The organism is Methylomonas sp. BW4-1, assembly GCF_052474385.1.
Genome location: NZ_CP184125.1, coordinates 1,839,358 through 1,864,554 on the forward strand (window position 1 = coordinate 1,839,358; position 25,197 = coordinate 1,864,554).

23 protein-coding genes and 1 tRNA gene are annotated in these 25,197 nt (G+C 51.7%); 8 read left to right on the forward strand and 16 right to left on the reverse strand.

Features of this window, described 5'->3' with window-relative positions; genetic code table 11:
- Positions 1-39: 39 nt before the first annotated feature.
- The 3 genes from ACH5Y9_RS08495 to ACH5Y9_RS08505 form a co-directional block, all read right to left on the reverse strand.
- Positions 40-621 (reverse strand): hypothetical protein, encoded by a 582-nt coding sequence (locus ACH5Y9_RS08495; protein WP_445369276.1) that lies wholly within the window; start codon positions 619-621, stop codon positions 40-42.
- Positions 622-692: 71 nt separating this feature from the next.
- Positions 693-2,708, reverse strand: coding sequence for a UvrD-helicase domain-containing protein (locus ACH5Y9_RS08500; RefSeq protein ID WP_445369277.1), 2,016 nt, complete (start codon positions 2,706-2,708; stop codon positions 693-695).
- A 44-nt stretch (positions 2,709-2,752) separates the two neighbouring features.
- Positions 2,753-3,628, reverse strand: coding sequence for a UvrD-helicase domain-containing protein (locus ACH5Y9_RS08505; protein ID WP_445369278.1), 876 nt, complete (start codon positions 3,626-3,628; stop codon positions 2,753-2,755).
- Positions 3,629-3,936: 308 nt separating this feature from the next.
- Between ACH5Y9_RS08505 and ACH5Y9_RS08510 the strand changes: the two genes are divergently transcribed.
- On the forward strand, positions 3,937-4,110 hold the full coding sequence (locus ACH5Y9_RS08510; protein ID WP_445369279.1) for a hypothetical protein: 174 nt from the start codon (positions 3,937-3,939) through the stop codon (positions 4,108-4,110).
- Between the two features lie 338 nt (positions 4,111-4,448).
- Entirely contained in the window at positions 4,449-5,489 is a 1,041-nt protein-coding gene (locus ACH5Y9_RS08515; RefSeq protein ID WP_205450216.1) for an IS481 family transposase, read from the forward strand.
- Positions 5,490-5,549: 60 nt separating this feature from the next.
- Here ACH5Y9_RS08515 and ACH5Y9_RS08520 read toward each other — a convergent pair whose 3' ends face one another.
- Positions 5,550-6,101, reverse strand: coding sequence for a hypothetical protein (locus ACH5Y9_RS08520; protein WP_445369280.1), 552 nt, complete (start codon positions 6,099-6,101; stop codon positions 5,550-5,552).
- A gap of 241 nt (positions 6,102-6,342) precedes the next feature.
- Between ACH5Y9_RS08520 and ACH5Y9_RS08525 the strand changes: the two genes are divergently transcribed.
- Together ACH5Y9_RS08525 and ACH5Y9_RS08530 are read left to right on the forward strand one after the other, a co-directional pair.
- Positions 6,343-6,576, forward strand: coding sequence for a helix-turn-helix transcriptional regulator (locus tag ACH5Y9_RS08525; RefSeq protein ID WP_445369281.1), 234 nt, complete (start codon positions 6,343-6,345; stop codon positions 6,574-6,576).
- Positions 6,573-7,835 carry a type II toxin-antitoxin system HipA family toxin gene (locus ACH5Y9_RS08530; RefSeq protein WP_445369282.1) on the forward strand — a complete coding sequence of 421 codons (1,263 nt, stop codon included), beginning with the start codon at positions 6,573-6,575 and terminating at the stop codon, positions 7,833-7,835. Before ACH5Y9_RS08525 ends, ACH5Y9_RS08530 begins: the two co-directional genes overlap by 4 nt.
- Before the next feature lie 420 nt (positions 7,836-8,255).
- Here the strand turns inward: ACH5Y9_RS08530 and ACH5Y9_RS08535 are convergent.
- The 3 genes from ACH5Y9_RS08535 to sbcB all read right to left on the reverse strand — a co-directional run bounded on the left by ACH5Y9_RS08535 (position 8,256) and on the right by sbcB (position 11,185).
- A tRNA-Leu gene (locus ACH5Y9_RS08535) sits at positions 8,256-8,342 on the reverse strand.
- A gap of 117 nt (positions 8,343-8,459) precedes the next feature.
- The gene (locus ACH5Y9_RS08540; protein WP_445369283.1) at positions 8,460-9,641 is read right to left on the reverse strand and encodes a pyridoxal phosphate-dependent aminotransferase; all 1,182 of its coding nucleotides are present in this window, start codon (positions 9,639-9,641) and stop codon (positions 8,460-8,462) included.
- 104 nt (positions 9,642-9,745) lie between these two features.
- Positions 9,746-11,185, reverse strand: a complete 1,440-nt coding sequence (sbcB, locus tag ACH5Y9_RS08545) for an exodeoxyribonuclease I (RefSeq protein WP_445369284.1) — start codon at positions 11,183-11,185, stop codon at positions 9,746-9,748.
- 127 nt (positions 11,186-11,312) lie between these two features.
- Here sbcB and ACH5Y9_RS08550 point away from each other — a divergent pair, with 127 nt between their 5' ends.
- From ACH5Y9_RS08550 to ACH5Y9_RS08560, 3 genes are all read left to right on the forward strand, one after another.
- A complete protein-coding gene (locus ACH5Y9_RS08550) occupies positions 11,313-11,906 on the forward strand; it encodes an SRPBCC family protein (RefSeq protein WP_445369285.1) in 594 nt (197 codons plus the stop codon).
- Between the two features lie 68 nt (positions 11,907-11,974).
- Entirely contained in the window at positions 11,975-12,928 is a 954-nt protein-coding gene (locus ACH5Y9_RS08555) for a YVTN family beta-propeller repeat protein (RefSeq protein WP_445369286.1), read from the forward strand.
- 71 nt (positions 12,929-12,999) lie between these two features.
- A complete protein-coding gene (locus ACH5Y9_RS08560; protein ID WP_101052361.1) occupies positions 13,000-13,290 on the forward strand; it encodes a hypothetical protein in 291 nt (96 codons plus the stop codon).
- 45 nt (positions 13,291-13,335) lie between these two features.
- Here ACH5Y9_RS08560 and ACH5Y9_RS08565 read toward each other — a convergent pair whose 3' ends face one another.
- The 3 genes from ACH5Y9_RS08565 to ACH5Y9_RS08575 are packed head-to-tail and all read right to left on the reverse strand — an operon-like array spanning position 13,336 to position 16,099.
- Positions 13,336-13,557 carry a FeoC-like transcriptional regulator gene (locus ACH5Y9_RS08565; RefSeq protein WP_033156247.1) on the reverse strand — a complete coding sequence of 74 codons (222 nt, stop codon included), beginning with the start codon at positions 13,555-13,557 and terminating at the stop codon, positions 13,336-13,338.
- Positions 13,554-15,869 carry a Fe(2+) transporter permease subunit FeoB gene (feoB, locus tag ACH5Y9_RS08570; RefSeq protein ID WP_445369287.1) on the reverse strand — a complete coding sequence of 772 codons (2,316 nt, stop codon included), beginning with the start codon at positions 15,867-15,869 and terminating at the stop codon, positions 13,554-13,556. Before feoB ends, ACH5Y9_RS08565 begins: the two co-directional genes overlap by 4 nt.
- Positions 15,866-16,099 carry a FeoA family protein gene (locus ACH5Y9_RS08575; protein WP_033156249.1) on the reverse strand — a complete coding sequence of 78 codons (234 nt, stop codon included), beginning with the start codon at positions 16,097-16,099 and terminating at the stop codon, positions 15,866-15,868. The genes feoB and ACH5Y9_RS08575 overlap by 4 nt, the downstream gene beginning before the upstream one ends.
- Before the next feature lie 330 nt (positions 16,100-16,429).
- Between ACH5Y9_RS08575 and ACH5Y9_RS08580 the strand changes: the two genes are divergently transcribed.
- Entirely contained in the window at positions 16,430-18,823 is a 2,394-nt protein-coding gene (locus tag ACH5Y9_RS08580; protein ID WP_445369288.1) for a phosphoketolase family protein, read from the forward strand.
- Here ACH5Y9_RS08580 and ACH5Y9_RS08585 read toward each other — a convergent pair.
- The 6 genes from ACH5Y9_RS08585 to bamE form a co-directional block, all read right to left on the reverse strand.
- A complete protein-coding gene (locus ACH5Y9_RS08585) occupies positions 18,820-20,193 on the reverse strand; it encodes a DUF4129 domain-containing protein (protein ID WP_445369289.1) in 1,374 nt (457 codons plus the stop codon). The two genes, ACH5Y9_RS08580 and ACH5Y9_RS08585, sit on opposite strands and share 4 nt — an antisense overlap.
- Complete coding sequence (locus tag ACH5Y9_RS08590) at positions 20,190-21,446, reverse strand: DUF58 domain-containing protein (RefSeq protein WP_445369290.1); 1,257 nt, start codon at positions 21,444-21,446, stop codon at positions 20,190-20,192. Before ACH5Y9_RS08590 ends, ACH5Y9_RS08585 begins: the two co-directional genes overlap by 4 nt.
- 13 nt (positions 21,447-21,459) lie before the next feature.
- Positions 21,460-22,377: an AAA family ATPase gene (locus tag ACH5Y9_RS08595; protein ID WP_319963065.1), complete on the reverse strand. Its 918-nt coding sequence runs from the start codon at positions 22,375-22,377 to the stop codon at positions 21,460-21,462.
- A gap of 92 nt (positions 22,378-22,469) precedes the next feature.
- Positions 22,470-23,315 (reverse strand): S26 family signal peptidase, encoded by an 846-nt coding sequence (locus tag ACH5Y9_RS08600; RefSeq protein WP_033156254.1) that lies wholly within the window; start codon positions 23,313-23,315, stop codon positions 22,470-22,472.
- 219 nt (positions 23,316-23,534) lie between these two features.
- Positions 23,535-24,743, reverse strand: coding sequence for an NAD(P)/FAD-dependent oxidoreductase (locus tag ACH5Y9_RS08605; RefSeq protein WP_445369291.1), 1,209 nt, complete (start codon positions 24,741-24,743; stop codon positions 23,535-23,537).
- Between the two features lie 15 nt (positions 24,744-24,758).
- A complete protein-coding gene (gene bamE / locus ACH5Y9_RS08610; protein ID WP_033156255.1) occupies positions 24,759-25,169 on the reverse strand; it encodes an outer membrane protein assembly factor BamE domain-containing protein in 411 nt (136 codons plus the stop codon).
- Positions 25,170-25,197 lie beyond the last annotated feature (28 nt).

Sequence of the window (25,197 nt, forward strand, 5' to 3'; positions counted from 1 at the left end):
AGGCTACTCGTTGTCCAACAATAAACTCAAATTCTGTAATCAATACGCCTGCACCCCAAACCTCAGCAACAACCTCGGCAAAATATCATCCAGATTCAACACATCCTTATCGGTCAATTCAATCAGATTGAAATTATATTTCTGGTAAATGGCGAGTTTTTCCTGTTTTCGGGCTTGGTATTTGGCGTCGTTTTCGTAGCCCCAGAATTCGATATACACCTTGCCGGTGGGGATGTAAAAATCGCAGTACATTTCTTCTTCGATCGGCAGTTTGCGTTCGTAGGCGTGGACGATTTCCGCCATGTACAGCCAATTGTCGATCAGCATTTCCGCCTTGGAGCGGACGAAGTGGCCGTCGGTGGTGCGGTGGGTGGCTTCGAATTTGTGGCGGAAGCTGTCCATTTTGTCGGTGTCGGTCTTGGGTTTATCGACGCCTTTCATGTTATCGACATTGTCTTTCAGCGCCCGGTTGCGGGTGATTTTTTCCGGCCAGCGCACGTAGGGAATACCGGAGCGGTTGTCTTCGCCTTGCTCGGCGCCCATCGCCAAGCCTTGTTCGGTGACTAGCCAGCCTTTCAAACCTTTTTTAATCCAGCCTAGTTCCGACAAGATGTAGTTCATTTTGTTGGCCGGCAGTCTCTGTAGTTCTCTAGTTAGACCGGATTAAGTTTAGACCATGCCCGGAGCTGCTCTTAAGCGGCGTTGACGGTAGATTTGATCTTGGCGACCTGTAGATCGATAAATTGCTCGGTATGCGAACAGGAAAACGCCGCGTTTTTACGGTAATGCGAGCAGCCCCAAAATGGGCCATGCGGTCCTTTGCGCAGCACCATGGCGCCTTGGCAGCGTGGGCAAATGGGTTCGACGAAGTCGCAACGGCGATTTTCACAAACGCGAAAGCGGCCTTGGGTTTTCAAGTCGCCGCCACACCATTGGCAAGCCCGTTGCGTGTGATTGCACAATGGATATTGATTGCAGCCGAAAAAGCTGCCGTACTGGCTATCTCGGGGTACCATCCAGCCGGTTTTGCATGCTGGACAGGGAATATCGGCAATTTGGTCTTGAAAGCCGGGGCCGGTAAATTCGTCGACCGTAACGGCGTAGTCGCCGTCGATTAATTCTCTGACAAACGGCGACGGGTTAAGGCCGTTGGTGACCAAATAGACGTGATGCCTTGCCCGAGTCAGAGCCACGTAGAACAGGCGACGCTCTTCGGCGTGTGCGAAGGCTTCGGCTTGAGGCAACAACAGCTCCAGCAAGGGATGGGTGGCCTTTTCCGACGGAAAGCCGTGTTCGCCTTTTTCCAAGCCAAACACGATGACGTAATCGGCTTCTTTGCCCTTGGAGGCATGTACCGTCATGAATTGCAGTGACAGCTGCGGATAGCGGCGCTTTAAGGCGGCGACATCGGGCCGTTTGAAGTTGAAGCGCGCTAACAGCAAAACACTCGCGGATGGCTTGGCTTTACCGGCGATGGCGTCGAGCGCCGCATGAATACCGGTTAAATCCTGATCGGTTTTGATGAGGGATACAGCCGGCTGCTCGACAAGACGTAGACTGCGGATCTGTTTGTCGATCTGGCTGGGGTTTTGGATGACGAAGCGCGACGCCACTTCGCCGATTTTGTTATTGAAACGAAAGGTTTGATCCAGCACGCTGGTCGCCGTATCGCCAAAGTGGCTTTGAAAGTCTTTGGTCAGTGCAACGTCGCTGCCGGTAAATCGGTAGATGGATTGCCAATCATCACCCACGCTGAACAGGCTGGCTTCCGGTTGCTGGGCCATCAAGGCTTTCAGTAAGCGCGCCCGGCTGGCGGAAATATCCTGAAACTCGTCCACCAATACGTATTGATACGGAGACTTAAAACGTCCGGATTCGACGTACTCGATGGCTCTGCCAATCATATCGTCAAAATCGATGGTGGCGTTGTCGCGTAACCGTTGTTGGTAGGCTTGGTAGATGGGTTCGAACAAATGCGCGGCGGCGCGCATGCGTTCCTGGTCTTCATGCTTGTCCGCCTTTTCGACCAGTTGTTTGATGCTGAGATAAGCGGCTTTGAACAAGCTGAGAATTTGCGCCATCAGTTTGCTGAATTCCGATACCCGGCCTAGCTGATTGAGTTGGTTCAATAATTCATTTTGCGGCAAAGGTTGGAACTGAACGCCGGCAGCCCGTAATTTTTCGCTGAGTACCTCGGTCAATCGACCTTGTTGTTTCAGGTAGCTGTAGGTTTCGATCAACGGGGTTTGATATTTTTCATGCAATGCCCGTTTCCAGGTCATGCCGGCCAAGTAGTTTTCTTGATTGATAAACGGTGGCGTTTGATTGTGTTCGTTAACGGCAAAGTGTTCGATATAAATCCCGTAGGCCGGCAGAAAGAAATCCGGTTGGTAGACGCGGTAGTCCGGGCCAGAGGTGTTGACCTGATAATTGGCTTCGTATTGGTAGGCAATGCCTTGTCGATACAAGAAATTGGCAATCTCGCATTCCTCGTAGCTTTTGACGAGTTCGCCTTGCAGCGTACGAATATCGTTTTCAAGGATATACGCATTGTAGGCGCCCAAACTCTTGAAATTGAATTGGCTTTTGTAGGGATAGGCAAAGCGCAAAAAATAGGTCAGCAGCCGCGAGCGATAACGTTCATCCTCCAGCAAACATTGAATTTGACTATCGACAAACGCGGCGCGCAAGGCCTCGTCCTCGGCCATTTTGTCGATGGCTGGCCTGGTACCTTCAACCTGGCTGATGATGTCTAAACCCAGGCATGAAAGGTTTTAACCGTCAGGTTGTGAATCCCCAGTTTGGACTGGATGCGCTCTTCCATTTCTTGCGCCGCTTTGCGGGCATACGCCAGCATCAAAATCTGTTCGGGTTTTGCCAGACCGGCGTTGATCAGGTAACCCGCGCGGCCAATCATGGTGCTGGTCTTGCCGGTACCCGCGCCGGCCAGCACCAAGTTATGCTGCTCGTCGATGATGCAAGCGTTACGTTGCGCTTCGGTCAGCGGATTGGTTTCGACCTGGTCAAAGAAATCTTTAAATTGCTGAGCCTGTCGAGCGATAAAGGTTTGATTGAGTTTCGCAACCTGCTGGTGTGCGTCGTCCAATAGAGGCCGAATAGCGAGATAATCCTGATGAAGCTCGGCTGGCAAACGCTGCAGACAATCCGTTCTTTTAAGTCCCGCCGCCAACCACAAATGATTGCCTATCCACTGTTCAGCTATGGATCGGCGAATGTATTTTTTATTGGAAAGCAGCAATCTGGCTTCTTGGGATGCTTGTATCAGTGCAGGTACTAACTGCTGGTAAAACCGTTGAATGCGTTGATTAACATAGCGTTTCATCGAGACCTGCAACAACGCCGACTGTTCTTTATTGACGCCGCCAAAGCGTAGCGTTTGGCCATCATTTAATGTAAACAACAAAGTGTCCCAAAACCAACCGGAGTCGATGCCAATTCCAGGCTGAAGGTTCAAGATCTGTAGGTTGAGTTGCTTTTGGTGCTCATCGATTAACGCCAAAGTTTCTTGCTCGAGGGCAAGGGCGTGAAAGCGGCGATCTTTAGCAAACCACTTGGCCCAACGACTGAGTTGATAACGTGGTAGCGGCGTGGGGGTTGGTGTCTGCATATGTCCTTACTAAATCAAAATCCTAATGTCGAATCATGACTACCAAGTAAATCGAGTGGCCAAAACATGGAAATTAACATTTTTAGGCCGAAGCAAGCAAAGTAAAAGCCGTCGCGAACGGATTTTGCCGGACTTTGTTGATAGTGGTTTTAGTCATCTGTGCCGTCTGAAATTGTTTTGACTATTCACATCGGTTTGGGTGGCTGCCCCGGTTTGTCCGTCCATTCCCAAATTACGCATAACGCCAACCAATAGGCATGCGCGGTTTTCGGCGCCAGGTCGCGATGGGCTTTCCAGAAGGCGATGACATGACGCTTGCCGATTTCGTGCAGGTTGTGCGGTCGCTCGCTCTGCTCGATGAATTCGACGAACTTGATCATCCGGCCGACCTGCAAGCTGCGATGGGCGTTGGCGCCCTGGCGGGCTTACTGGTCGGCCAGGGCCTGGATGTGTTGACACGCACCACCTCCAGACGCTCGTGAGACAGGATGCTGCAGGCGTGTTGATCTAATACTTCATCGGCTTTCAGGCTAATGTTGAGTTGTGTTGGGAAACAAGCGATCGTACGAAGTCAGTTTCAATTGCCGAGTGCGGGAGCAGGTATCGGATCTATTTTTGGTGGAAGCCTTGGCGGTAACCTCCACTCGATGTTATGTGCTTCGAAAAGCAATCAGCCTTGCGTTTTTAGTTTGAAGATCGGCTAAAAGCGCATTACTTGTATTAGTCACGACTTGATCTGACACATCGACTTGAAAAGATGAGAGTTACCGGTTTTGATAGGGGTGTCGAATCCTTACACAAAACACAAAAGGTAACTCTCATGATCCATACAAACAATCCGATCATTAAACACAAAGCGGGGCTGTTAAATTTAGCCCAAGAACTGAATAACGTCTCCAGAGCCTGCAAGGTGATGGGTGTCTCGCGCGATACGTTTTATCGTTATCAAGAGCTGGTAGCTGAAGGTGGTATCGATGCCTTAATCGACAAAAACCGCCGGTCTCCGAATCTGAAGAATCGCGTCGATGAAAGCATTGAGCTGGCAGTGAAAGCCTATGCGGTTGAGTGGCCAGCGCATGGACAGCATCGAACCAGTAATGAACTGCGTAAACAAGGGGTATTCGTATCCGGCAGCGGCGTTCGCTCCATCTGGTTACGGCATGACCTGGAGAACTTTAAAAAGAGGCTTAAAGCACTGGAAGCCAAGGTAGCCGCCGAAGGGTTAATGCTGAGCGATGCGCAGATTGCGGCGTTGGAGAAAAAGCAGCAGGATGATCAAGCCTGCGGCGAAATCGAAACAGCCCATCCCGGTTACCTGGGTTCGCAGGATACTTTTTACGTCGGCAACCTCAAAGGGGTTGGGCGGATATACCAGCAGACTTACGTGGACACCTACAGCAAAGTCGCACACTGCAAGTTGTATACAACCAAAACGCCCATTACCGCAGCGGATATCCTGAATGACAAAGTATTGCCGTTCTACGAAGCCAACGCATTACCCGTTCTACGCATTCTGACGGATCGCGGCACAGAATATTGTGGCAAGGTCGAACAGCATGATTATCAGCTATACCTGGCGATCAACGACATCGACCATACCAAAACCAAGGCCATGTCGCCGCAAACCAATGGGATTTGCGAACGCTTCCACAAGACCATCTTGCAGGAGTTCTATCAGGTCACGTTCCGCAAAAAGCTCTATAGCGACCTGGATGAACTCCAAAAAGATCTGGACGAATGGCTGGTTTATTACAACAATGACCGAACTCATCAGGGCAGAATGTGCAACGGCAGAACGCCGATGGATACCTTGCTGGATGGAAAACAGATTTGGGCTCAAAAAAATCTGAACCAAATCTAATCTGACAGACACCCCGCAAAAACGGTAACTGTCAGATCAGGTCTGAGCTAATACACATTACTAGTCATCAATGTCATATTCGGATAACAATATTGCCATATCTTCGCCAACACCCCAGCCGACGTTCCGGCCTTGCAGCGCAACTTGCTCGAGTCTGTCTATAAACGCTGGGCGTTTGGCTTCCGGCAATGCCATGACATATTTCAACGCTTGTTCGAACATTCGCACCAAGGCATCAAAATACCCTTCATCGTCCATGCCGCAGTAGCCCAGGAAAACAAATACTTCTTCGCAATAGAAAATTGACAGTTCGGCCAGTCCTTCAGTTTGACCGACTGCTTTTTTGTAATCGGTAATCGCTTTCTTCGCTTTGGCCACTGAAATAGGTTGATTACGCATGACATCCGGGCAAATCCAGCGGGAAATCGTGTCCTTATAGGGCTTGAAAATATCCTCGCCCAACCCGAATCGGGCATGCAGAAACGTTTGATTATCTTTATTGGCTGCGTATAGGTCTTGTATCAGACCGATCAGACCAACGCGATCAACGTCAGCCAATTTGGATTTAACGTCGCTCCAGCTTGCTTTGGATTTTTTCTGTTTGCTAGTCATTTGCTGTCGGTTATTGTTTGGTTCGTACTTGCAGTTAGCCAAAGTTATATCATCAGCATTCAGCGCTAACCATCACAGCCAGACTGAACTGAATAGAGCTGACACTGAAAGGGGTTATTTTTCCCGAACGGGAACTTCAATGCTTGTCTATCGTAAATTCTAAATTAAATTTCCCGTTCGGGAAATTAAACTTGTATGTTGGTTGTTTTCGCCTAATAATTTCCCGAACGGGAAAAACCTCATGATCAACATCCAATCTACACAGCAACTTGGCCAAGCGCTACGCTCTGCCCGCAAACAACTCGGATTAACGCAGTCCGAATTGGCATTGGCGGCGGGCGTTGGCGTTCGCTTTATTGTTGACCTCGAAGCCGGCAAGCCGACTCTACGTCTGGAAACGGTGATGCGCGTGATTGAAGCACTGGGTGGGCAGGTCATGCTCGATGGCCTGCCGGATATAACCCAAACATCATGAGCTATTTGCTTGCTGTCTATTTATTTGATCGTCGAGTAGGGGATTTGGCCTTGGTTGAAGGCAGACTGCAATTTAGCTACAGCGCCGACTGGCTGCAACATGCCGACGCCGTCCCGCTGTCCTGCTCGTTACCGTTGCAAGTAGAGGTTTTCAACGACCAACAGACGCGGCCTTTCTTTGCTGGATTGTTACCGGAAGGCAAATTACGGCAATTGATTGCCCGCCAGTTTCAGGTCTCGAAGCAGAACGACTTTGCCTTGCTCGACCATATTGGTGGCGAATGCGCCGGTGCGGTTTCGCTGTTGTCGCCAGACCGATTACCCTCTGTATCTGAACAAGCGAACGAGATCGACTGGTTATCCGACTCTGACGTAGTGGCCTTGCTGGATGAATTGCCGCAGCGGCCGATGCTGGCCGGTCGAGATAGCTTGCGCCTGTCGTTGGCGGGCGCTCAGGATAAGTTGCCGGTGGTGTTCGATGGTCAACGAATCGGTCTGCCCCGCAATGGCGCACCCAGTAGCCATATTCTCAAACCGGCCATCGCTGCCGTTGAAGACAGTGTAATCAACGAAGGTTTCTGTCTGGCATTAGCGGGTGCGATGCAATTCCAGACCGCACAAGCGAGGATTTGTGGCATTCGCGACCGCTCATTTCTGCTGGTTGAGCGTTATGACAGAACTCGAGCTGCAAATGGCCAATGCGTGCGTCTGCATCAGGAAGATTTCTGCCAGGCACTGGGCGTGGTACCGGAACTGAAATATCAGAACGAGGGTGGGCCGGGTTTGGAACGGTGCTTCGATTTGGTCCGCCGCCTGACCCGACCGAGTGCGCCGCAGGTGTTGCGTCTGCTGGATGCGGTGATTTTCAATGCCTTGATCGGTAACCACGACGCCCATGCCAAGAACTTTTCTATCTTATATGCCGACAAGGGTGCCGTTCTGGCGCCGCTCTACGACGTATTGTCAACCGCCGTTTATCCCAGTCTGACGCCCAAGATGGCGATGCAGTTGGGCGGCAAATACAAATTCAGCGAAGTGCAGGCCAGACATTGGGATCGCTTTGCCCAAGCGGTGGGCTTATCGGTGGCGCAAACCCGAAAACGTATCCTCGGCTTGTGCCAACGGCTACCGCTTGTCGCGCGCACTTTGCAAGCATCGGCGGATTATGACTTTGTCGGAAATCCGGTGGTTGAACAAATCGTACAACTGATCGAACAACGTGCGGCACTGACAGTCAGGCGGTTCGCCGGGTTTGATTAAACTCCAAAGCTCTTGGATGCGCGAGACAGACTATAGCAAGACCGGTGACTATCACTTATTGAAATGCTTGGGGTGATCTAATTGATATTTGGAAAAATAGGATAGCTCGCTTTCCTCTGGTGATACAGAGGGCAGATGAGAATAGAGCTTGTTGACCACATTTTTGAACCACAGTGGTCTGTAGATTAAGACAAATATCAGGATTGAGTCGGTGACCGGGACCGGGAGTATTTCCAAGCAGCCGATGGTGACTAAAACTAGAAACCACTTGAGACGCCATAGCAGCGGCGGATTTCTGCGTTTAAAGTGAAATATTTTCTTCATGCTCAACCAGTTTTACCGAGGCGTTATTCAAAGGGAACGTGGCAATCATTAGGCATAAAAAAAGGACCGGGTGTTAACCAAAGTCCTTTATTTTTATGGTGCCTCAGACCGGAATCGAACCGGTACGACCTTTCGGTCGCGAGATTTTAAGTCTCGTGCGTCTACCTATTTCGCCACCGAGGCCTTCTTACTGATGAAGTGCGAAGGCCGCGAATTCTATAGCATTGATTAAATTTGTCAATTGAAAAATGGCAAATTAATGTCGGTTTATTCGTTCGCGATGGCAAATCCTAATAGGCCTTAAACCGCTTGTTTGATTCTGAGTAAGGCATTTTCCAGATTGGTCATGCTGGTGGCAATAGAGATTCTAATGTGGCCAGGGCAGCCGAATGCTGAGCCTGGCACTAGGGCCACGCCGGCTTTTTCGATTAAGTATTCGGCAAATTCCAGATCGTCGTTGATACCGTCCAGTCTGCTCAGCAGTTTTTCCACATTGGGGAACACGTAAAAGGTGCCGTCGGTGGGCAAGCATTCAATGCCATCAATGCTGTTGAGTTCGGCGACCACATAATCGTGACGCTTTTTAAATTCCACCATCATCGTGTCTATGCAGCCTTGATCACCATTCAGGGCTTCTTCGGCGGCTACTTGCGAGATCGATGTGGGGTTGGAGGTGCTTTGTGACTGAATGATGCACATCGCTTCGATCAACGGTGCTGGCCCTGCTGCATAGCCGATCCGCCAGCCCGTCATCGAATAAGCTTTGGATACGCCGTTTAAGACGATGGTGCGATCATAAAAGCCGGGGTGGGCGTTAAGGATGTTGACGAATTCCCCTTTGTTCCAGAGAATCAACTCGTACATGTCGTCGGTAGCGATCAACACCTCTGGAAAATCCATTAACACGTCGCCCAGCGCTTTTAATTCCGCCAGGCTATAAGCCGCTCCGGTGGGGTTGGACGGACTGTTAATGACCAATAGGCGGGTTTTGGGGGTGATGGCTGCGCGCAGTTGTGCCGGGGTGATTTTAAAATTTTGCGCTTGACCGGCTTCTATTATCACGGGGACGCCATCCGCCAGAAGTACCATATCCGGGTAGGATACCCAGTATGGGGCAGGGATGATCACTTCGTCGCCGGGATTCAGTAGTGCCTGGGCCAGATTGAAAAAACTTTGTTTGCCGCCGCAGGACACCAGGATTTGGTTGGCTTGGTAATCCAGGCCATTGTCGCGTTTGAACTTAGCGATAACGGCTTTTTTTAAGCCGGCGGTACCGTCTACTGCGGTGTATTTGGTAAACCCGGAGTGAATGGCTTTAATGGCGGCGGCTTTAATATGGTCCGGCGTATCAAAGTCCGGCTCGCCGGCACCCAGACCGATAATATCTTTGCCGGCAGCACGCATCGCGGCAGCACGGGCGGTAATAGCCAGGGTAGGGGACGGTTTGACCGCTTTTACGCGGTTAGACAGGGTAATGCTCATGATGCCTCGGTCGAAATTTACTCAAATGGTTTGCATTATACGGCATAACGCTAAAAGCGCCTTATTCCTGAAACAATCTGCCGGCTTTTAAATCGGCAAAAACCTCAATTCGAAAATTTTAAGCGTCGATCTTCCGCGTAGACCGCCAGCTCGTTCAGTATCGCTTGATTTGCATTGGGCTCCTCCCGCATCAGCGCAATTTTGGCAGTGAACTGATCCAGCGTCAGCCCGCCATTCCCAAGTACACCGTTTAGTTTGTCGCGACAATATTGCTGCCAGAGCTGGGCGTCTTCTCTGGATAGGGTAATCGGATAATTCCGAGCGCGATAGCGAAACAGCATTTCTGGTAAACGGACATCATCGAAATCGGCAGCAAAGTCAGATAGTTTCTCGGGTTTTGCTTGCCTGATTCGCGTCATCATCGCTTTGTCGCTGTTGCTGAAAAATCCGCCGCTGTAAATCATCAAATCAGGATCCTTAGGTGAATCTTGATATTGACGGGTAAATACTTGCGACAGCTTTTCCGCTAAAGGTGGCGCAGTCTGAATCCGCTGCAAATTTGCTTCGCATCTGCCTAAATCCAGTTGCAACCGTTCGGCATCGGCTGGGCGTATCACCGACAAAGGTGCCAATACCGGGGCTTTGTTGATATGTACGGTTTTTAAGGGGATTCTGGCAACGCCTTCCGGCAGCGCGTCGCTGGCAACAAATAGCCGCTGCTGAATTTCTTCTGCACTTAATTCAAGCAAGGGGGCCGGATCGACCGAAAGGTCGTAAACGATGATTTCGTTGTTATTGCTAGGATGCTGCGCCAGAGGCAAGATCACCGCCAAGCTATTATTCCGCGCCGAAAATCGACCGGAGACATGAACTAAGGGAGTAAAGCTGCCGAGTTGCAATAGGTTTAGCGCAGTGTTTTTATAACGATTGTTCAGTAAATAGTTGAATAGTTTTGGCTGCCGCTCCCTGATTAATTTAGCCATTGCGATGGTTGCATACACATCCGATAACGCATCATGGGCAGCTTCATGGGCGATACCGTTAGCCTTGGTGAGTTCTTCCAATTTAAAGCAGGCAACACCGTCGGCATTAACCGGCCACTCGATGCCTTCCGGTCTCAAGGCTTTGGCGGCGCGCACTAAGTCGATAATATCCCAGCGCGAGTTGCCGTTTTGCCATTCGCGCGCATAGGGATCGTAAAAATTCCGGTAAAGCAGGTTGCGAGTCACTTCATCGTCGAAACGGATGCTGTTGTAACCGACGCCGCAGGTACCGGGTTCGGCGAGTTGCTGAGTGATAATGGCGGCAAACGCCGCTTCGCAAACGCCTTTGTCGGCGGCCAATTGCGGAGTAATACCGGTAATCAGGCAGGCTTCGGGGTGTGGCAAGTAATCGTCGGCGGGCTGGCAGTAGGCCATGACGGGCTGGCCGATGATATTGAAATCCATGTCCGTGCGGATGCCGGCAAATTGGCAGGGCTGATCACGTTGCGGGTCGATGCCGAAGGTCTCGTAATCGTGCCAGAAAAAAGTAGCTGTAGTCATTAAATACGTGCGGGTAGGATGGCAGAGTCGGGAAAATTTCCGCAAACATGCTTTTGCGAATACTTGCGGACGGATTTTATTTTATAATCGCCCGCTCCATTTTATGTGTCCATCATAGGAAAGTGTTATGAAAAAAACCTCGTTGCTCGTTTCAACCGTTTTATTTTTGTTCGCCGGTTTTGCCCATGCTCATGGTCCGGTCAGAGCAAAAATGACAGCCACCATCACTGTTGATGCCCCAGCGGCCAAAGTGTGGGATTTGATCAAGAACTACGATGATATGTCTTGGCACCCAGGCATTAAAAGCGTGAAAGGCGACGGCACCAATAATAAAGGCGCTATCCGCGTGTTGACTTTGGCGAACGGTACCATCACAGAAGAATTAAAAGCCTATGACGCAGCGAAATTCTCTTACAAGTACAAAATCACCGATATGAGCTCAACCGGCACCATTAAACACGCCGGTCAAGACGAGCCGCTGCCAGTATTGCCAGTGGGTAACTATGCGGCAGAATTGTCCGTGAACGACAAAGGCGGAAAAGCCGAAATCGAGTGGGTGGCCACTTATTACCGTGCCTATGTCAACAACAACCCACCAGCCGAATTGAACGAAGAAACTGCCGATAAAGCGGTTAGCAATGTTCTTAAAACCGGTCTGGAAGCGATTGCCAAAAAAGTAGGCTCAGTTTCCGCCGCGGTTGAGATCGACATTAAACGCTAAGTTGTTCTTATCTGGTTCTCGGTCATTCGCGCCGAGAACCCTCGCCCCCCATTCCTGTCATTCTCACCATGCGCATCAGATATTCGTTGTTGGTTTTTTCATTGCTCGGTGCATTCTCATCTGGCGTTAGCGCTGATTCACGCGCTTTTATTACCAATCAGTTGGATAATTCGGTATCGGTTATCGATACCAAAAGCCAACAGGTCATTGAAACGATCAAAGTGGAAGGTAAGCCGGCAGGCGTTGCGCTGAATCAGACGAAGAAACAGGTATATATCAGCACCCCGGAAGGTGGCGGTTTTGCGGTTTTGGATAGCGAAAAACTTACTAAATTAACCAAGGTTAAGGTCGGCGGCGCTTCGCTGGGAATCACCGCGGACAGAAAGGGCGAGCAGGTATTTGTCGCCGATTGGTATGAAAACTCGGTGACGGTTTTCGATACCAAAAATTTTGCGAAGATCAAAACCATTACCGTCGGCAAATCGCCGTCTGGCATGACGGTCAGTCCGGACAATCGCTGGCTGTATGTTGCCAATCGTATCGACGATTCGATTTCGCAAATCGATTTAAGCAAACTGACTATCCGTAATACCACCAAAGTCGGCGCGCATCCGTTTGGCATAGCGGTGGATAGTCAGGGTAAGCGTTTGTATTCCGCTAATGTGGAAAGTGACAATGTGACTGTTTTGGACGCCCGCAGTCTAAAGCGTTTGGCTACCATCAAGGTTGGCGCCAGGCCGTATGCGGTTGCACTGGCGTTGAACGATAGCCTGCTGTTTGTTACTAATCAGGACGATAGTACCGTATCGGTCGTTGATACCACCACATATAAGCAAATTGACGTGGTCGCAGTCGGCGATAAGCCGGAAGGCATCAGCACGCATCCGGACGACCAGAACGTCTATGTTGCCAACTGGTTTGACAATAATGTGTCCGTCATCGACGCTAAAACCCTGAAAGTGGTAAACACGATTAAAACGGGGGAGGGCAGTCGTGCTTTTGGCGAGTTCATTGCGCGCTAGGTGATTCGGCATTTTGATGGTCGCGCATGTATGGTAGACTGCGCGCCGTTGCTAACCTCATTGAGAAATATATGGCTGAAACCGTTGAAGATTTAACCATTAGTTACGAAGACGGCGGCGTTGAAACTGTCAAAGAACTGGACAAAAAAATCCTGAGCAAGGGCGCTTGGGCGACGGTCATTTACCGTTATCAGGATTGGGAACCGGCTAAAAATCAATATAGCCAGGATAGATTTAGCATTCGCCGCTATCAAAAACGCAACGGCGAATATCAGCAAAAATCCAAATTCAATATTTCCAGCGAAAAACAAGCGCAAGAGTTAATCGACGCGCTACAGGGTTGGTTGGCGGAAGCCAAATAAACCGCTTCAGTTTAGCGAGGCGTTTGTTTAATAAGCCTCGCTATACTAATCCACCCATTCATATATCTCTGTCAAAGCCGGATCACATTTGCAGCAGCTGGTGCCGCAGGAAGCGCCGACTGGGCTTAATCGTACTTTGCCTTTGTTGATCCACTTACCCAGCATGCCGCGCAAGGCATCGGCATCCATATGAAAATGCAACACAAGATCGCTCAAGGTTACCCGGCGTTTTTCCTGCAAATAGCTGCGTAAGTCGGACAATATCATTGCGTGACTCCGCTGGTTTGGCGCACGCCGTAAAATCGCAACAGGAATAGTACTCCGGCAAAGATAAGCGTTAATGCCAATATCCAGCCAATAGCGGAATGCGGATGTTGTGCATAGGTCATGCCTTGATAGAAGAGGGTGGCGGTCAAGTAAGCCACAAAAGTCGTCCAGCACACCACGAATAAAGCCCAGCTGCCGTTGGTTTCTTTGTATATTGCCGCAGTGGCGGCTACGCAGGGCGCATACAATAATATAAACAGCAAATAGGCGAAGGCACCGATCTGACCATCAAAATGGGCTTGCATGACGCCGAAAGTATCGAGTTTGACTTGCTGCTGTTCCGCTGCCGCAGCCTGATCGGATATGTTGGCTATGCTCAATCCCAATGGGTCCAGCAGCTTGTCGGCAATGGCCGTCAGGTTGTCCGGTACCGTTTGACAAGCCTCTAACAGGGCTTGCTGTAAATCAAAGCTTTTTTCTTCTGCGGTATGATCGGAAACGGCCATTTGACTGTACAACGCATCCAACGTCCCGACTACGGCTTCCTTAGCCAACACGCCGGTAAAGATGCCGACGGTCGCCGGCCAGTTATCGTGGGCGATACCCATGGGGTGGAATACAGGTGTCAATGCGCGGCCGATTTCGCTTAGTACTGATTTATCGCTATTTTCCTGTCCGAAACTACCGTCCGTACCCAAAGAATTTAATACATTTAACACCAGTACCATAGGCACGATGACTTTGCCTGCGTTGAAGATAAAGGTTTTCAAGCGTTCCCAGGTTTTGGTGTAGACACCTTGCAAAGTGGGCAAATGGTAAGCGGGTAGTTCCATCAAAAAAGGAGTAGGGGAGCCGCGCAGCAAGGTGTGACGCATGATTAAACCGGTCAACACCGCCACCACAATCCCGAATAAATACAAACCAAACACCAGATTCTGGCCGCCAACCGGGAAAAAGGCCGCAGCAAACAAGGCATAAACGGGCAGGCGGGCGCCGCAGGACATGAACGGATTCATCAAATTGGTCAATACCCGGTCACGCTGATTATCCAGCGTCCGGGTCGCGATAATGGCCGGTACATTGCAGCCAAAACCGACGATCATCGGCACAAACGATTTGCCGGGCAGGCCGATGATGCACATGAACCGGTCCATTACAAATGCAGCTCTGGACATGTAGCCGGAATCTTCCAGCATCGATAAAAATATGAATAAAAAGCCGACAATGGGGATAAAGGTAGACACCACTTGAATACCGCCGCCGATGCCGCTGCTGATCAACACCACCAGCCAAGCAGGCCAATTCATGCCAGTTAATAGTTCGCTTAAACCGTCCACCAGTAACGCACCGACCGCTTTGTCGAAAAAGTCAACGAAAGCACTGCCGATGTTGATGGTAAACATGAACATGGCATACATCACCAACAAGAAAATCGGAATACCCAAAAATCGATTTAACACCACACTGTCGATTTTATCGGTGGCGCTGCGGGAAACCTCGTTAAGTTTGCAGACGCTGGTTTGTACCAGTTGATTAACCAAACCGTAGCGCGCGTCGGCCGCGAGTATGTCGATTTCATCTTGAGTTTGCGCTTCGATATCCGCGCGCAATTGTTCTGCAATTTTTTGTAGTTCAGGGCCGGCAAGTTGTTTTGCCAAGGTATCATTTTCAAGTAAGCGCAAGGCAAGCCAGCGGCTGTCACAAACTAAATCGACAGATTGCTGAGCCAATAGAGGCTGCAATTGACTGACAGCTTTTTCTATAGCTGGATGGTAATTGACTTGTAATGCGGGAATGGGCTTGCTGAGGCTAGCTTTATTGATAAGGTCGCGTAATTCCTTAATACCAGAGCCCGTAGCAGCGGTAACCGGTACTACCGGGCAAGCCATTTGCTTGGCAAGCAGTTCGATATCGATTTTTATGCCGCGCTTTTTTACCGCATCCATCATGTTCAGGACCAATATCATCGGTACCCGCATTTCTATCAATTGCGAGGTTAGATATAGGTTTCGTTCTATATTGGAGGCATCGACGATGTTAATGATTAAATCAGCTTGGCGGGAAGCGACGTAATCGCGCGCGACTTTTTCGTCCAGGGAGATACTGTCGTCATCGGCTTCTAGTGAATAAGTGCCGGGTAGATCGACCAGACTTATCTGTTTGCCTTGGTGCGCGTATTCGCCGGTTTTTTGTTCAACAGTCACACCAGGCCAATTGCCGACGTGTTGCCTGGAGCCGGTCAGTGCATTGAACAGTGTGGTTTTTCCGCAATTTGGGTTACCAACCACGCCAACAGTAAAATCCATACTCATATTTTTTCTATAAGTAAGACGGAGGCCTCGTTTTTACGCAGCGACAACGAAAAGCCGCGAATTTTGATTTCAACCGGATCGCCCATCGGTGCAAATCGCGTAATTGTAAATTCAGTGCCTGGCGTTAAACCCATGGCCAACAACTTCTTGCGATAAACGCCACCCGATTGATCGAATCCAACTATACGGCCTGTATCGCCAGTCGCCAGCGCTTTAAGATATGTCGACATGCAAACTAATTAATAATTGTTCTCATTAAGTTGCAATATAGCACATCATCCCATAGGCATCACAATATTAGTTTACCGAATAACTACAGATGGCAATAAATTCGCATAATGTATATTATGTCAAATTATATGGATTGCGAAAATACGCTTTTCGATCATTGGCGAGCATTGTTCCGGTTTAAGTGCTGTATCCGACCAATGCCACGATGCCAAATTTTATCGGTAATTCGCTATTTTTGAATTGCACAAGCATACACTACACTAATCCAGGAATTTCCACGCCGTTCTGGTAGCGCGGAAACACGTTCTGGTCAACAAAGGAGTTAGCGCATGACGACACTGGAAACAGCTTTACCAGCGGTTATCTCACCACTGAGCAAAGAAGAACTAAAAGGCATCAACGCCTATTGGCGAGCCTGCAATTATTTAGCGGCCGGCATGATTTATCTGCGCGATAACCCTTTATTAAAAGAACCGCTGAAACCGGACCACATCAAAAACCGGCTGCTCGGCCACTGGGGTTCCAGTCCCGGCTTGAGCTTTATCTACATCCATCTCAACCGGCTGATCAAACAATACGACCTTAACGCGATATTTCTGGCTGGCCCTGGCCACGGTGCGCCGGGGGTGTTGGCGCCAGTGTATTTGGAAGGCACTTACGCGGAAATCTACCCAAACAAAGGCGAAGACGAAGAAGGCCTATTGCAGTTTTTTAAAGAATTTTCGTTCCCAGGTGGCATCGGCAGCCACTGCACCCCGGAGACGCCGGGCTCTATCCATGAAGGCGGCGAGTTGGGTTACAGCATTTCCCATGCTTATGGCGCCGCTTACGACAATCCGGATTTGCTGGTGGCGGTGGTGGTCGGCGACGGCGAAGCCGAAACCGGGCCGCTCGCTACATCCTGGCATTCGAATAAATTCCTGAATCCGATCCGCGACGGCGCGGTGCTGCCCATCCTGCATCTAAACGGTTACAAGATCAACAATCCGACCTTATTATCACGGATTCCTCATGAAGAGCTGGAACAACTGTTTCGCGGCTACGGCTACACGCCGTATTTCGTGGAAGGCAGCGATCCGGACACCGTGCATCAACTGATGGCTGGCGTACTGGAAACTTGCGTGCTGGAGATTCGGCGGATCCAGCAAGATGCCCGCACAAGCGGCATCCCTACCCGGCCGCATTGGCCGATGATTATCTTACGCAGCCCGAAAGGCTGGACCGGGCCGAAAGACGTGGATGGGCATAAAGTGGAAGCCTTTTGGCGCTCCCATCAAGTACCGCTGGCCGGCGTGAAAGACAACCCGGCGCATATGCAATTATTGTCTGACTGGCTGCACAGTTACAAACCGGAAGAATTGTTCGATGAGAATGGCAAGCTGATTCCCGAATTAAAAGCCCTGGCTCCACAAGGCAGCCGGCGGATGAGCGCGAACCCACATGCCAACGGTGGTCTGTTGCGTAAGGCTTTACGGATGCCGGATTTTCAAGATTATGCCTTGGCGTTGAACGGCCACGGTAAAGTGTCGGCGGAAAATACCCGGCCGCTGGGCAAGTTTTTGCGCGACATCATGAACGCCAATATGCACAACTTTCGGGTATTCGGTCCCGACGAAAACAGCTCCAACAAACTGGATGATGTTTACAAAGCCAGCAAGAAAACCTGGCTGGCGGATTATCTGCCGGAAGATGCCGACGGCGGCGAACTGGCGACCGATGGCCGGGTGATGGAAATGCTCTCTGAACATACCCTGGAAGGTTGGCTGGAAGGCTATTTATTAACCGGTCGCCACGGCTTTTTTTCGTCGTACGAAGCCTTTGTACACGTCATCGATTCCATGTTCAATCAACACGCCAAGTGGCTGGCGATGTCCAAGGCCGTGTCCTGGCGGGCGCCGGTGTCATCATTGAATTTGCTGATTACTTCCACGGTCTGGCGGCAGGATCACAATGGCTTTACGCATCAAGACCCCGGCTTTTTGGACTTGGTCGTCAACAAAAGCCCGTCGGTAACGCGCATCTATTTACCGCCCGATGTTAACTGCCTGCTGTCTGTTGCCAGCCATTGTTTGCAAAGCACCGACTACATCAACGTGATCGTTTGCGACAAACAAAAACATCTGCAGTATCTGGATATGGACGCGGCTATCAAACATTGCACCAAAGGCATCGGTATTTGGGAATGGGCCAGTAATGACGATGGTGCCGAGCCCGATCTGGTGATGGCCAGCGCCGGCGACATTCCCACCAAGGAAGCCTTGGCTGCAGTGGTCTTGTTGCGCGAGCACTTTCCCCAATTGAAAATTCGTTTTATCAACGTGGTGGATTTGTACAAGCTAGTGCCCGCCAGCGAGCATCCGCACGGTCTGTCGGATCGGGATTTCGATAGCCTGTTTACCGTCGACAAACCGGTAATATTTAACTTCCATGGCTATCCTTGGCTGATCCATAGACTGGCCTATCGGCGCCATAACCATAGTAATCTGCATGTGCGCGGCTACAAGGAAAAAGGCAGCATCAACACCCCGCTGGAACTAGCCATTCAAAACGAAACCGACCGTTTCAGCCTGGCAATCGATGCGATAGATCGGATTCCGGCTTTGCAAGTATCCGGTGCCCACGTCAAGGAAAAACTGCGTGACCGGCAAATCGATTGCCGCAACTACGCTTACGAGCACGGCATAGACCGGCCGGAAGACGATCAATGGCACTGGCCGTATTAAAGTTGACGATAAATTGTGCGGTACAACTGCCGCATGCGCCGAATATGCGCGTCCGCTAACGGTTTATCGCCGTAACGGGCCGCTTCGAACAAACCGGTGATTTCCGCCGCACTGCGCCGCGCATCGCGATGCCGACGACTGATTTGCGCCAGATATTCGCGGGTGTTGGCGGTATCGGCGCGCGGCACGTCGTGCAATGCAAACAAGCGAGACATCGCCCGGTAATACTGGCGGGCAGCGGTTTCGCCCCCAGTATGGCGACCGATCACACCCAAACGTAGATAGTCCCATTGCGTTATTAGCCAAAGTATCCATGGGATTTCCCGCAACAAAGCTCCGAACGCCAGGAAAATAGCCAATAGAATCAATGCCAGCAAACCCAATAACGCCGCCAGCCAGTGCTCGCGCAGCCATTGTTTCAACCACTCCCACCAGTCGAAAATCACCGCCACAGCCGGTACCAAAGCTTGTTGCGCCGATTCGCTAAGGTCGGCAATGCGGTTGATCGCCGCCGCCTGCCAGGCCGGCATATTGACTCGCTTAGCGGCCGTACGCATGTCCGCCGGGCTCGGCCAGCGGTTGCCGGCCTGCCATTGTTGGCCCGTGCCCTCTCCTCCACCCGCAGCTTGTTGTTGCTCGCCACCCGCTTTTTCGGCTGGTTGACCGGAACCGGTTTGGCCGCCGCTGCCGGCTTGTTCTATATCACCGCCGGGATTTTGCAAGCTGACCTGGCCGAAACGCCACTCCAGATAAGGCCAGTTGATTTGCGGCGTTATCAGATAAAGCCCGCCACCGATCAGCACGATGGCGGCGGTGGCCGCCAAAATGGCCGCGCCCTGCCCTTGGCTGCTGGGCCGACCCAGACTCAAACGCTGCAAGTCCGCGCCGCGCCGCTGGACTTGCTCGGCAACCAGACAAAACACCACCGACACGATATAAGGCGCTAGATAAAACAACATGGTCCAGTCGGCGCGGTAATGCGAGGCGGCAAACAATACTATCGCCAGCGACACCAACAACCCCAGATTCATCTCGCGCCGGCCGGTGGTTACGCAATTGTAGGAAGCCTGCAACATCGCCAATAGATACAACCCGGCGCGCGGCATACCCCAAATCGGCATAAATACCAATACGAACAGCAAGAAACCGATAAACAACACCGCCTTTTGCCAAACCTTGCCTGCTCCCGAAAGCCAGTGGATTTGCCGCCAGCCGACAATGGACGTGCCGCCGAAGACAATAGCCCAGAACAGCATTTCCCGCGCAAAGCTGCCGTATTCAATATCCAAAAACGCATTGCAGGCGACGGCCAGCCATTGCGCTAGAAACAATCCCACATAGACTGGAAAACTCAGCGGCGAGGCGGTCATCGGTTAAACAGCGCCGTTAAGTCATCGCCTCGCCGAACCGTAACGCAATGCGCACCCAATTCCAGTAAACCGGCGTTCAATGTCCGGTCGCTAGTGTCGCGACGGGTCCAACTGGCTGCGTTTAGAAAGCTGTCACGTTCAAACAATACCGCGAACAAATTCACGCCTTTGGCCCGCAGCAAAGCCAGCGCCTGCAGGGTTTCGGCATGGCGGTGCGGCGGCTCCGCCAATAACAGCACGACCGTTTCGCCGCGTATGCAATTCAACGCAATTTCGGTCAGCAATTTGGCATACGGCGTGTCGCCGTCGGCCTCCGCGACAGCCAGCGCATCCAGGATGGCTTGAAAATGAAAATCGCCCTTGCCGGACAAAATCCGCAAAGGCTGTGCGGCATCAGCCAACACGCGGCTGTGCATATTCTGGCTACAGGCATAAGCCGCCACGGAGGCGGCGATGCGTATCGCGTATTCCAGGGTACTGTGCTTGCCGCGGCCGATATTGGCGTCCTTGGCCAAATCCAGGGCGATGCAGATGCAGGCCGACGCCAAAGGTTCGAACTCCTTGACCATCAACTCATTCAAGCGCGCCGTAGTCGGCCAATGGATATGCCGAGGATTGTCGCCGCGCCGGTATTCGCGCAGGCCGGAGAATTCCGCCGCACCGGCGCCTTCCGGCAGACAATAACCACCGCGGTGAATTTGGCTGGGTGCGCCGAACAGCGGCAGTGATAGGATGGGAAAAACCTTCGGATAAATGGTCAGGGTTTGCCGGGAACGATCGGCGCGGCTGCGCGCCTCAGCCAAGCCCAATGGAAAGCTGGACGCCAAGCCCATCGGCCCCAGTTTATAAAAACCGCGCTTTTCGCACAGCAAGGGTACGTCGAAACTACGCGCGCCGCGGCCCGGCACGTAAGCGACGCTGCCCAGCAATTTGTCACCGTCGTTGGCGCCCTGTTCTGCGGCATTGACGAAAGGCAAGCGGTCGACCAACTCCACCATGAAGCGCGGCAGCCAGCCGCGATTTTGTACGTCGACCCGAAACACGATGGTTTCACCTTCCAACGCCCGTTGCGGTCCGACCCGCCGCACCGATAAGCGTTGCAGCAACCAATGCGGCCAGAGCATGCCGGTCAACAAGGCGGCGCTGAGCAATGCAGCCAGCAGCCAAGGCAGACTCTGTTCGCGGCTGATCGCCGCCAGATACGCGGCCAGCGTAAAGCCGCACAAGATTAAAAATTTCAGCCTGAGCGCCATTGCAGTCTAGCGATCAAACTACCGGCGGTGGCAGTCGGTCGAGAATTTCCGCGAGAATCTCGCCGGCATTGCGCCCCAATACCGCGGCCTGCGGTTTGACGATCAGGCGGTGCTCCAGAATCGCCGGCGCGATGCTTTTCACCAAATCCGGCGACACGAAATCCCGGCCGCGTAAATAAGCCAAGCCTTGTGCACCGCGCGCCAGGGCCAAGGTGCCGCGCGGGCTGATACCCAAGCGCAAATCGCTATGCTGGCGGCTGGCGGCGCTGATACCGACCATATACTTAGCTACGTCCATACTGATATGCACCGCCTTGACCTGTGCCCGCGCCGCTAGAATATCGGCTTCGGACGTGACGGCCGGCAAGCTGTCGATAGGATGAGTCTGGGTTTGCGCCGCCAGTATCCGCATTTCCTGTTCGATATTGGGGTACTCCATCCGCAAGCGCATGAAAAACCGGTCCAGCTGTGCTTCCGGCAAGGCGTGGGTGCCGGCCATATCGATTGGGTTCTGGGTAGCCAGCACCATAAACAGCTTGGGCAGTTCATGTGTATACCCGTCGACGCTGACATGAAATTCTTCCATGCATTCCAACAACGCCGATTGCGCGCGCGGTGTGGCTCGGTTGATTTCGTCGGCTAGCAGCAGATGGGTAAATACCGGCCCCGGCCGGAATTCAAAATCGGCGGTTTTTTGATTGTAGATAGCGACACCGGTAATGTCCGACGGTAATAAATCCGAGGTGCATTGCAGGCGTTTCATGTCCACCGCCACCGAACGGGCCAATGCCCTGGCCAACATGGTCTTGCCGGTCCCCGGCACATCCTCCAGCAACACATGGCCGCGGCACAGTATCGCGACCACGGCCAATTCGATGACCGGCCGTTTGCCGATAATGACTTTTTCGACGTTTTCAATTAAAGAAAGCATGGCATCCATTAGCTGAGGATTGTCCTGTTAAAGATGTGAGCGGGAAATGGGAGAGCCAAGCTTAGCAGAGCCTGGCCGTTTGTCATTCCGGACTACGAGTTAAGGCGCTTGGCAGCAAATTCGGTATCGGAAAATAGGGCCAACACCGCGAATATCACAATCGCCACCAGCGTCGTGCCCGCAGCGGCGACAGATAAGCCAAAAAACGTCAACCAGGAAACAAAAGCATAATAAATGGCCGGCATGACAGCGTTATAACCAAGCGATAGGCCTATGACTCCGAGCAATAACCAGATCGCAAAATTCAAACCAACGCTAATTCGCGCCAAGTAATAAACCGGTTTAACGATACGCTCCTTACGCTTGCCCAGTCCGAAAAATACCAGGCCATAGAGCACGATCAAAACCGAACCGTAAACGAACAGTTCCGGGTGCTGGGCCGCCGACGTCGCTTGATCGAATACATAAAGCACGCTTGCATTTATGTTGCTATGCGCCAGCAGATGGTTTGCCAATGTCCCGGGATTCGCGGACTCCGCAGTGTCGGGAATAAAATCCGGGAAAAAGAAAACGGCTTGTTGCGGCACGATTAGCGTCGAGTTGGGCAAGGTATTCCGCGGATATTCTGCGGCCGGTTTGCCGTTAACCGACAATACACCGGCTGTAAAACCGATTTCATCACCTGGCATCCCGACGATTCTGCTGATCTGCAGTTTGCCGGCCGCATCGTCAAAGCTGATCAAGCGTCCGGCTGCCAAATCCACTTTAGCGGACATTACCATAAAAGCGTTCTTGGACAACTCCTTGTATAAGGGATTGGCCGATGCCATGCGGCTGATCGGGTGGTACATAACAGTGTAAATAATCGGACAGCCGAAAACGACCACCGCCAGCAGGCTGAGCAGCGTTGGCACCAATGAAGATCGATTAACGCGCATAGTGATTCGTCCGAGTCAAAAGCCCTAAAGACTAGCACAGCCTCAAAACCGTGCATGTTGGCGACGCGGACAGATGGATGGTCGGGTTAGGATATGCCCAATGTTTGGCATTGCCTCAACTGCGCCGAGTAAAATTTGATGTTTTAGTGATGGGTTTAGATGGTTTGGGGAGGTAAAAAATGCTGCTTAGCCGGCAAAGGCTGGAAATTTCCGGAAAAACTAACTTACACTGCGGCGACCAGCTAGCAGGCTTTGTTGCAGTTTGTTGTCGTCTACCCATAAATCGCCGGCCAGCAGTTGCGCGATCTGAGCTTTCAAATCCGGATCGCGGTCGGCTTCGAAAAACAAGTTATGGACAATATTGGATTGATAAAAGCGTTCGACGAATAATCGCATCGTATTAAAACCCAGCAAGTAATGGTCATCGTCCTCGGTATGCAGCTCCGGATCGGCTTCCAGCCCGTCGCTTAGCCCGACATGGACGCGGTCGGCAACTCGGGCGGCGCTGGTGAAGGCTAAAAATACGCCGGACGAAAACACCGGATCGAGGAAGCCAGCCGCATCGCCGCAGCAGGCATAGCGGACGCCGTAGCGGCTTTGGTTGGTGTAACTGAAATCCGCTTCGACCCGTACCGGCGCGAATTGCGCCGCTCCTGTTATCAAACGACTCAGGAGCGGCGATGCAGCCAGATAACGGCGCAACAATTCTTCCGCATCGCAGTCCTTAGGGCGCTCTTTCTGTACCACCAAGCCCACACTGAGGCGCCGCTCGGCCAGCGGAATGATCCAGATCCAGCCGATGTCCACGACCGGCACGTATATATTGCCGGAACGGAACAATTCATCGGCCTCCTCGCCCGGTTGAATGTTCTCGAAGTGGGTGTATACCGCAAATTTGCCCAAATTGTCGATACGTCTGATAGCTTTGTCTTTCCTGCCCATTAACGCGCTACGGCCCGTGGCATCGATCAAATAGCGGCAGTGGTATTGGCCTTTATCGGACACGATGTCCACCCCTGCCGGTTGGCAGGCAACGTCCAGTACTTTTTCGTCCTGATGGGTATCTACGCCGTGTTTGCCGGCGTTTTCAAACAGCATTTGATCGAATGGGGCGCGTTCGATCTGGTAGGTCTTGCGATTGATTGCCAACGGAAAATACATGCGTTGTTCGGTCGCTTCGTCGATGAACACCGCTCCGCTTTTCGATAGGTTGCCAGCGCTCCAATCTATCCCCAAGCGTTGGATGACCGGTTCGCTGAACGGCAGCATGGATTCGCCAATGTGAAAACGCGGATGCCTGCCGCTCTCCAACAGCAAAACCTTGTGGCCATATAGCGCCAATAAGGTCGCGGCCGTCGAGCCGGCCGGACCGCCACCGACGACCGCAACATCATAGTCAAAACCGTTTTGCTTATTGTCGAGCATCATTCAGAGATATATTGATTAATCGTTCGGATAACCGTCTTCGGCTGCATTGTAAATGGCCCGAAACACAGTCCAATGCACGCCGCCGATGCCGGCGCCGGTGTAAGTAATGATGCCCACACCTTTGTAAAACTCATCGGTGCGCATCACGTCCGGGCCGAAATAAAACGGAATCCAGGCTTTACCGGTTTGGTAAGACTTGGTGTCGGTGGGTTGACCCAGAATTTCGTGGACTTGGCCCTGGGTCATGCCCAGCTTGAGTTTGGCGAATGGGCTATTGGCCGGAAAATTACCGTCAATCCGCGATTCCGGGGCGGTGCTTGATTGAGAGGTCGGTGCGCCTGCTTGCGCGGGCGCCTTATTGCTGGATGCGCAGCCGGCGGCCAGCGCTAAAGCGGCGAAGAATGCAAATGTTTTATAGTGCTTCACAGAGATACCTTCCGGTTAGTTTTGTCAG

Coding starts and splice junctions, on each gene's coding strand:
- ACH5Y9_RS08605 (WP_445369291.1), bottom strand. CDS start 24,743: ATGATGCTCGACAATAAGCAAAACGGTTTTGACTATGATGTTGCGGTC.
- ACH5Y9_RS08510 (WP_445369279.1), top strand. CDS start 3,937: ATGACGCTTGCCGATTTCGTGCAGGTTGTGCGGTCGCTCGCTCTGCTC.
- ACH5Y9_RS08590 (WP_445369290.1), bottom strand. CDS start 21,446: ATGGCGCTCAGGCTGAAATTTTTAATCTTGTGCGGCTTTACGCTGGCC.
- ACH5Y9_RS08580 (WP_445369288.1), top strand. CDS start 16,430: ATGACGACACTGGAAACAGCTTTACCAGCGGTTATCTCACCACTGAGC.
- ACH5Y9_RS08540 (WP_445369283.1), bottom strand. CDS start 9,641: ATGAGCATTACCCTGTCTAACCGCGTAAAAGCGGTCAAACCGTCCCCT.
- ACH5Y9_RS08600 (WP_033156254.1), bottom strand. CDS start 23,315: ATGCGCGTTAATCGATCTTCATTGGTGCCAACGCTGCTCAGCCTGCTG.
- ACH5Y9_RS08560 (WP_101052361.1), top strand. CDS start 13,000: ATGGCTGAAACCGTTGAAGATTTAACCATTAGTTACGAAGACGGCGGC.
- ACH5Y9_RS08520 (WP_445369280.1), bottom strand. CDS start 6,101: ATGACTAGCAAACAGAAAAAATCCAAAGCAAGCTGGAGCGACGTTAAA.
- ACH5Y9_RS08595 (WP_319963065.1), bottom strand. CDS start 22,377: ATGCTTTCTTTAATTGAAAACGTCGAAAAAGTCATTATCGGCAAACGG.
- ACH5Y9_RS08555 (WP_445369286.1), top strand. CDS start 11,975: ATGCGCATCAGATATTCGTTGTTGGTTTTTTCATTGCTCGGTGCATTC.
- sbcB (WP_445369284.1), bottom strand. CDS start 11,185: ATGACTACAGCTACTTTTTTCTGGCACGATTACGAGACCTTCGGCATC.
- ACH5Y9_RS08585 (WP_445369289.1), bottom strand. CDS start 20,193: ATGACCGCCTCGCCGCTGAGTTTTCCAGTCTATGTGGGATTGTTTCTA.
- ACH5Y9_RS08575 (WP_033156249.1), bottom strand. CDS start 16,099: ATGTCGACATATCTTAAAGCGCTGGCGACTGGCGATACAGGCCGTATA.
- ACH5Y9_RS08565 (WP_033156247.1), bottom strand. CDS start 13,557: ATGATATTGTCCGACTTACGCAGCTATTTGCAGGAAAAACGCCGGGTA.
- ACH5Y9_RS08500 (WP_445369277.1), bottom strand. CDS start 2,708: ATGGCCGAGGACGAGGCCTTGCGCGCCGCGTTTGTCGATAGTCAAATT.
- ACH5Y9_RS08505 (WP_445369278.1), bottom strand. CDS start 3,628: ATGCAGACACCAACCCCCACGCCGCTACCACGTTATCAACTCAGTCGT.
- ACH5Y9_RS08495 (WP_445369276.1), bottom strand. CDS start 621: ATGAACTACATCTTGTCGGAACTAGGCTGGATTAAAAAAGGTTTGAAA.
- ACH5Y9_RS08515 (WP_205450216.1), top strand. CDS start 4,449: ATGATCCATACAAACAATCCGATCATTAAACACAAAGCGGGGCTGTTA.
- ACH5Y9_RS08530 (WP_445369282.1), top strand. CDS start 6,573: ATGAGCTATTTGCTTGCTGTCTATTTATTTGATCGTCGAGTAGGGGAT.
- ACH5Y9_RS08525 (WP_445369281.1), top strand. CDS start 6,343: ATGATCAACATCCAATCTACACAGCAACTTGGCCAAGCGCTACGCTCT.
- feoB (WP_445369287.1), bottom strand. CDS start 15,869: ATGAGTATGGATTTTACTGTTGGCGTGGTTGGTAACCCAAATTGCGGA.
- ACH5Y9_RS08550 (WP_445369285.1), top strand. CDS start 11,313: ATGAAAAAAACCTCGTTGCTCGTTTCAACCGTTTTATTTTTGTTCGCC.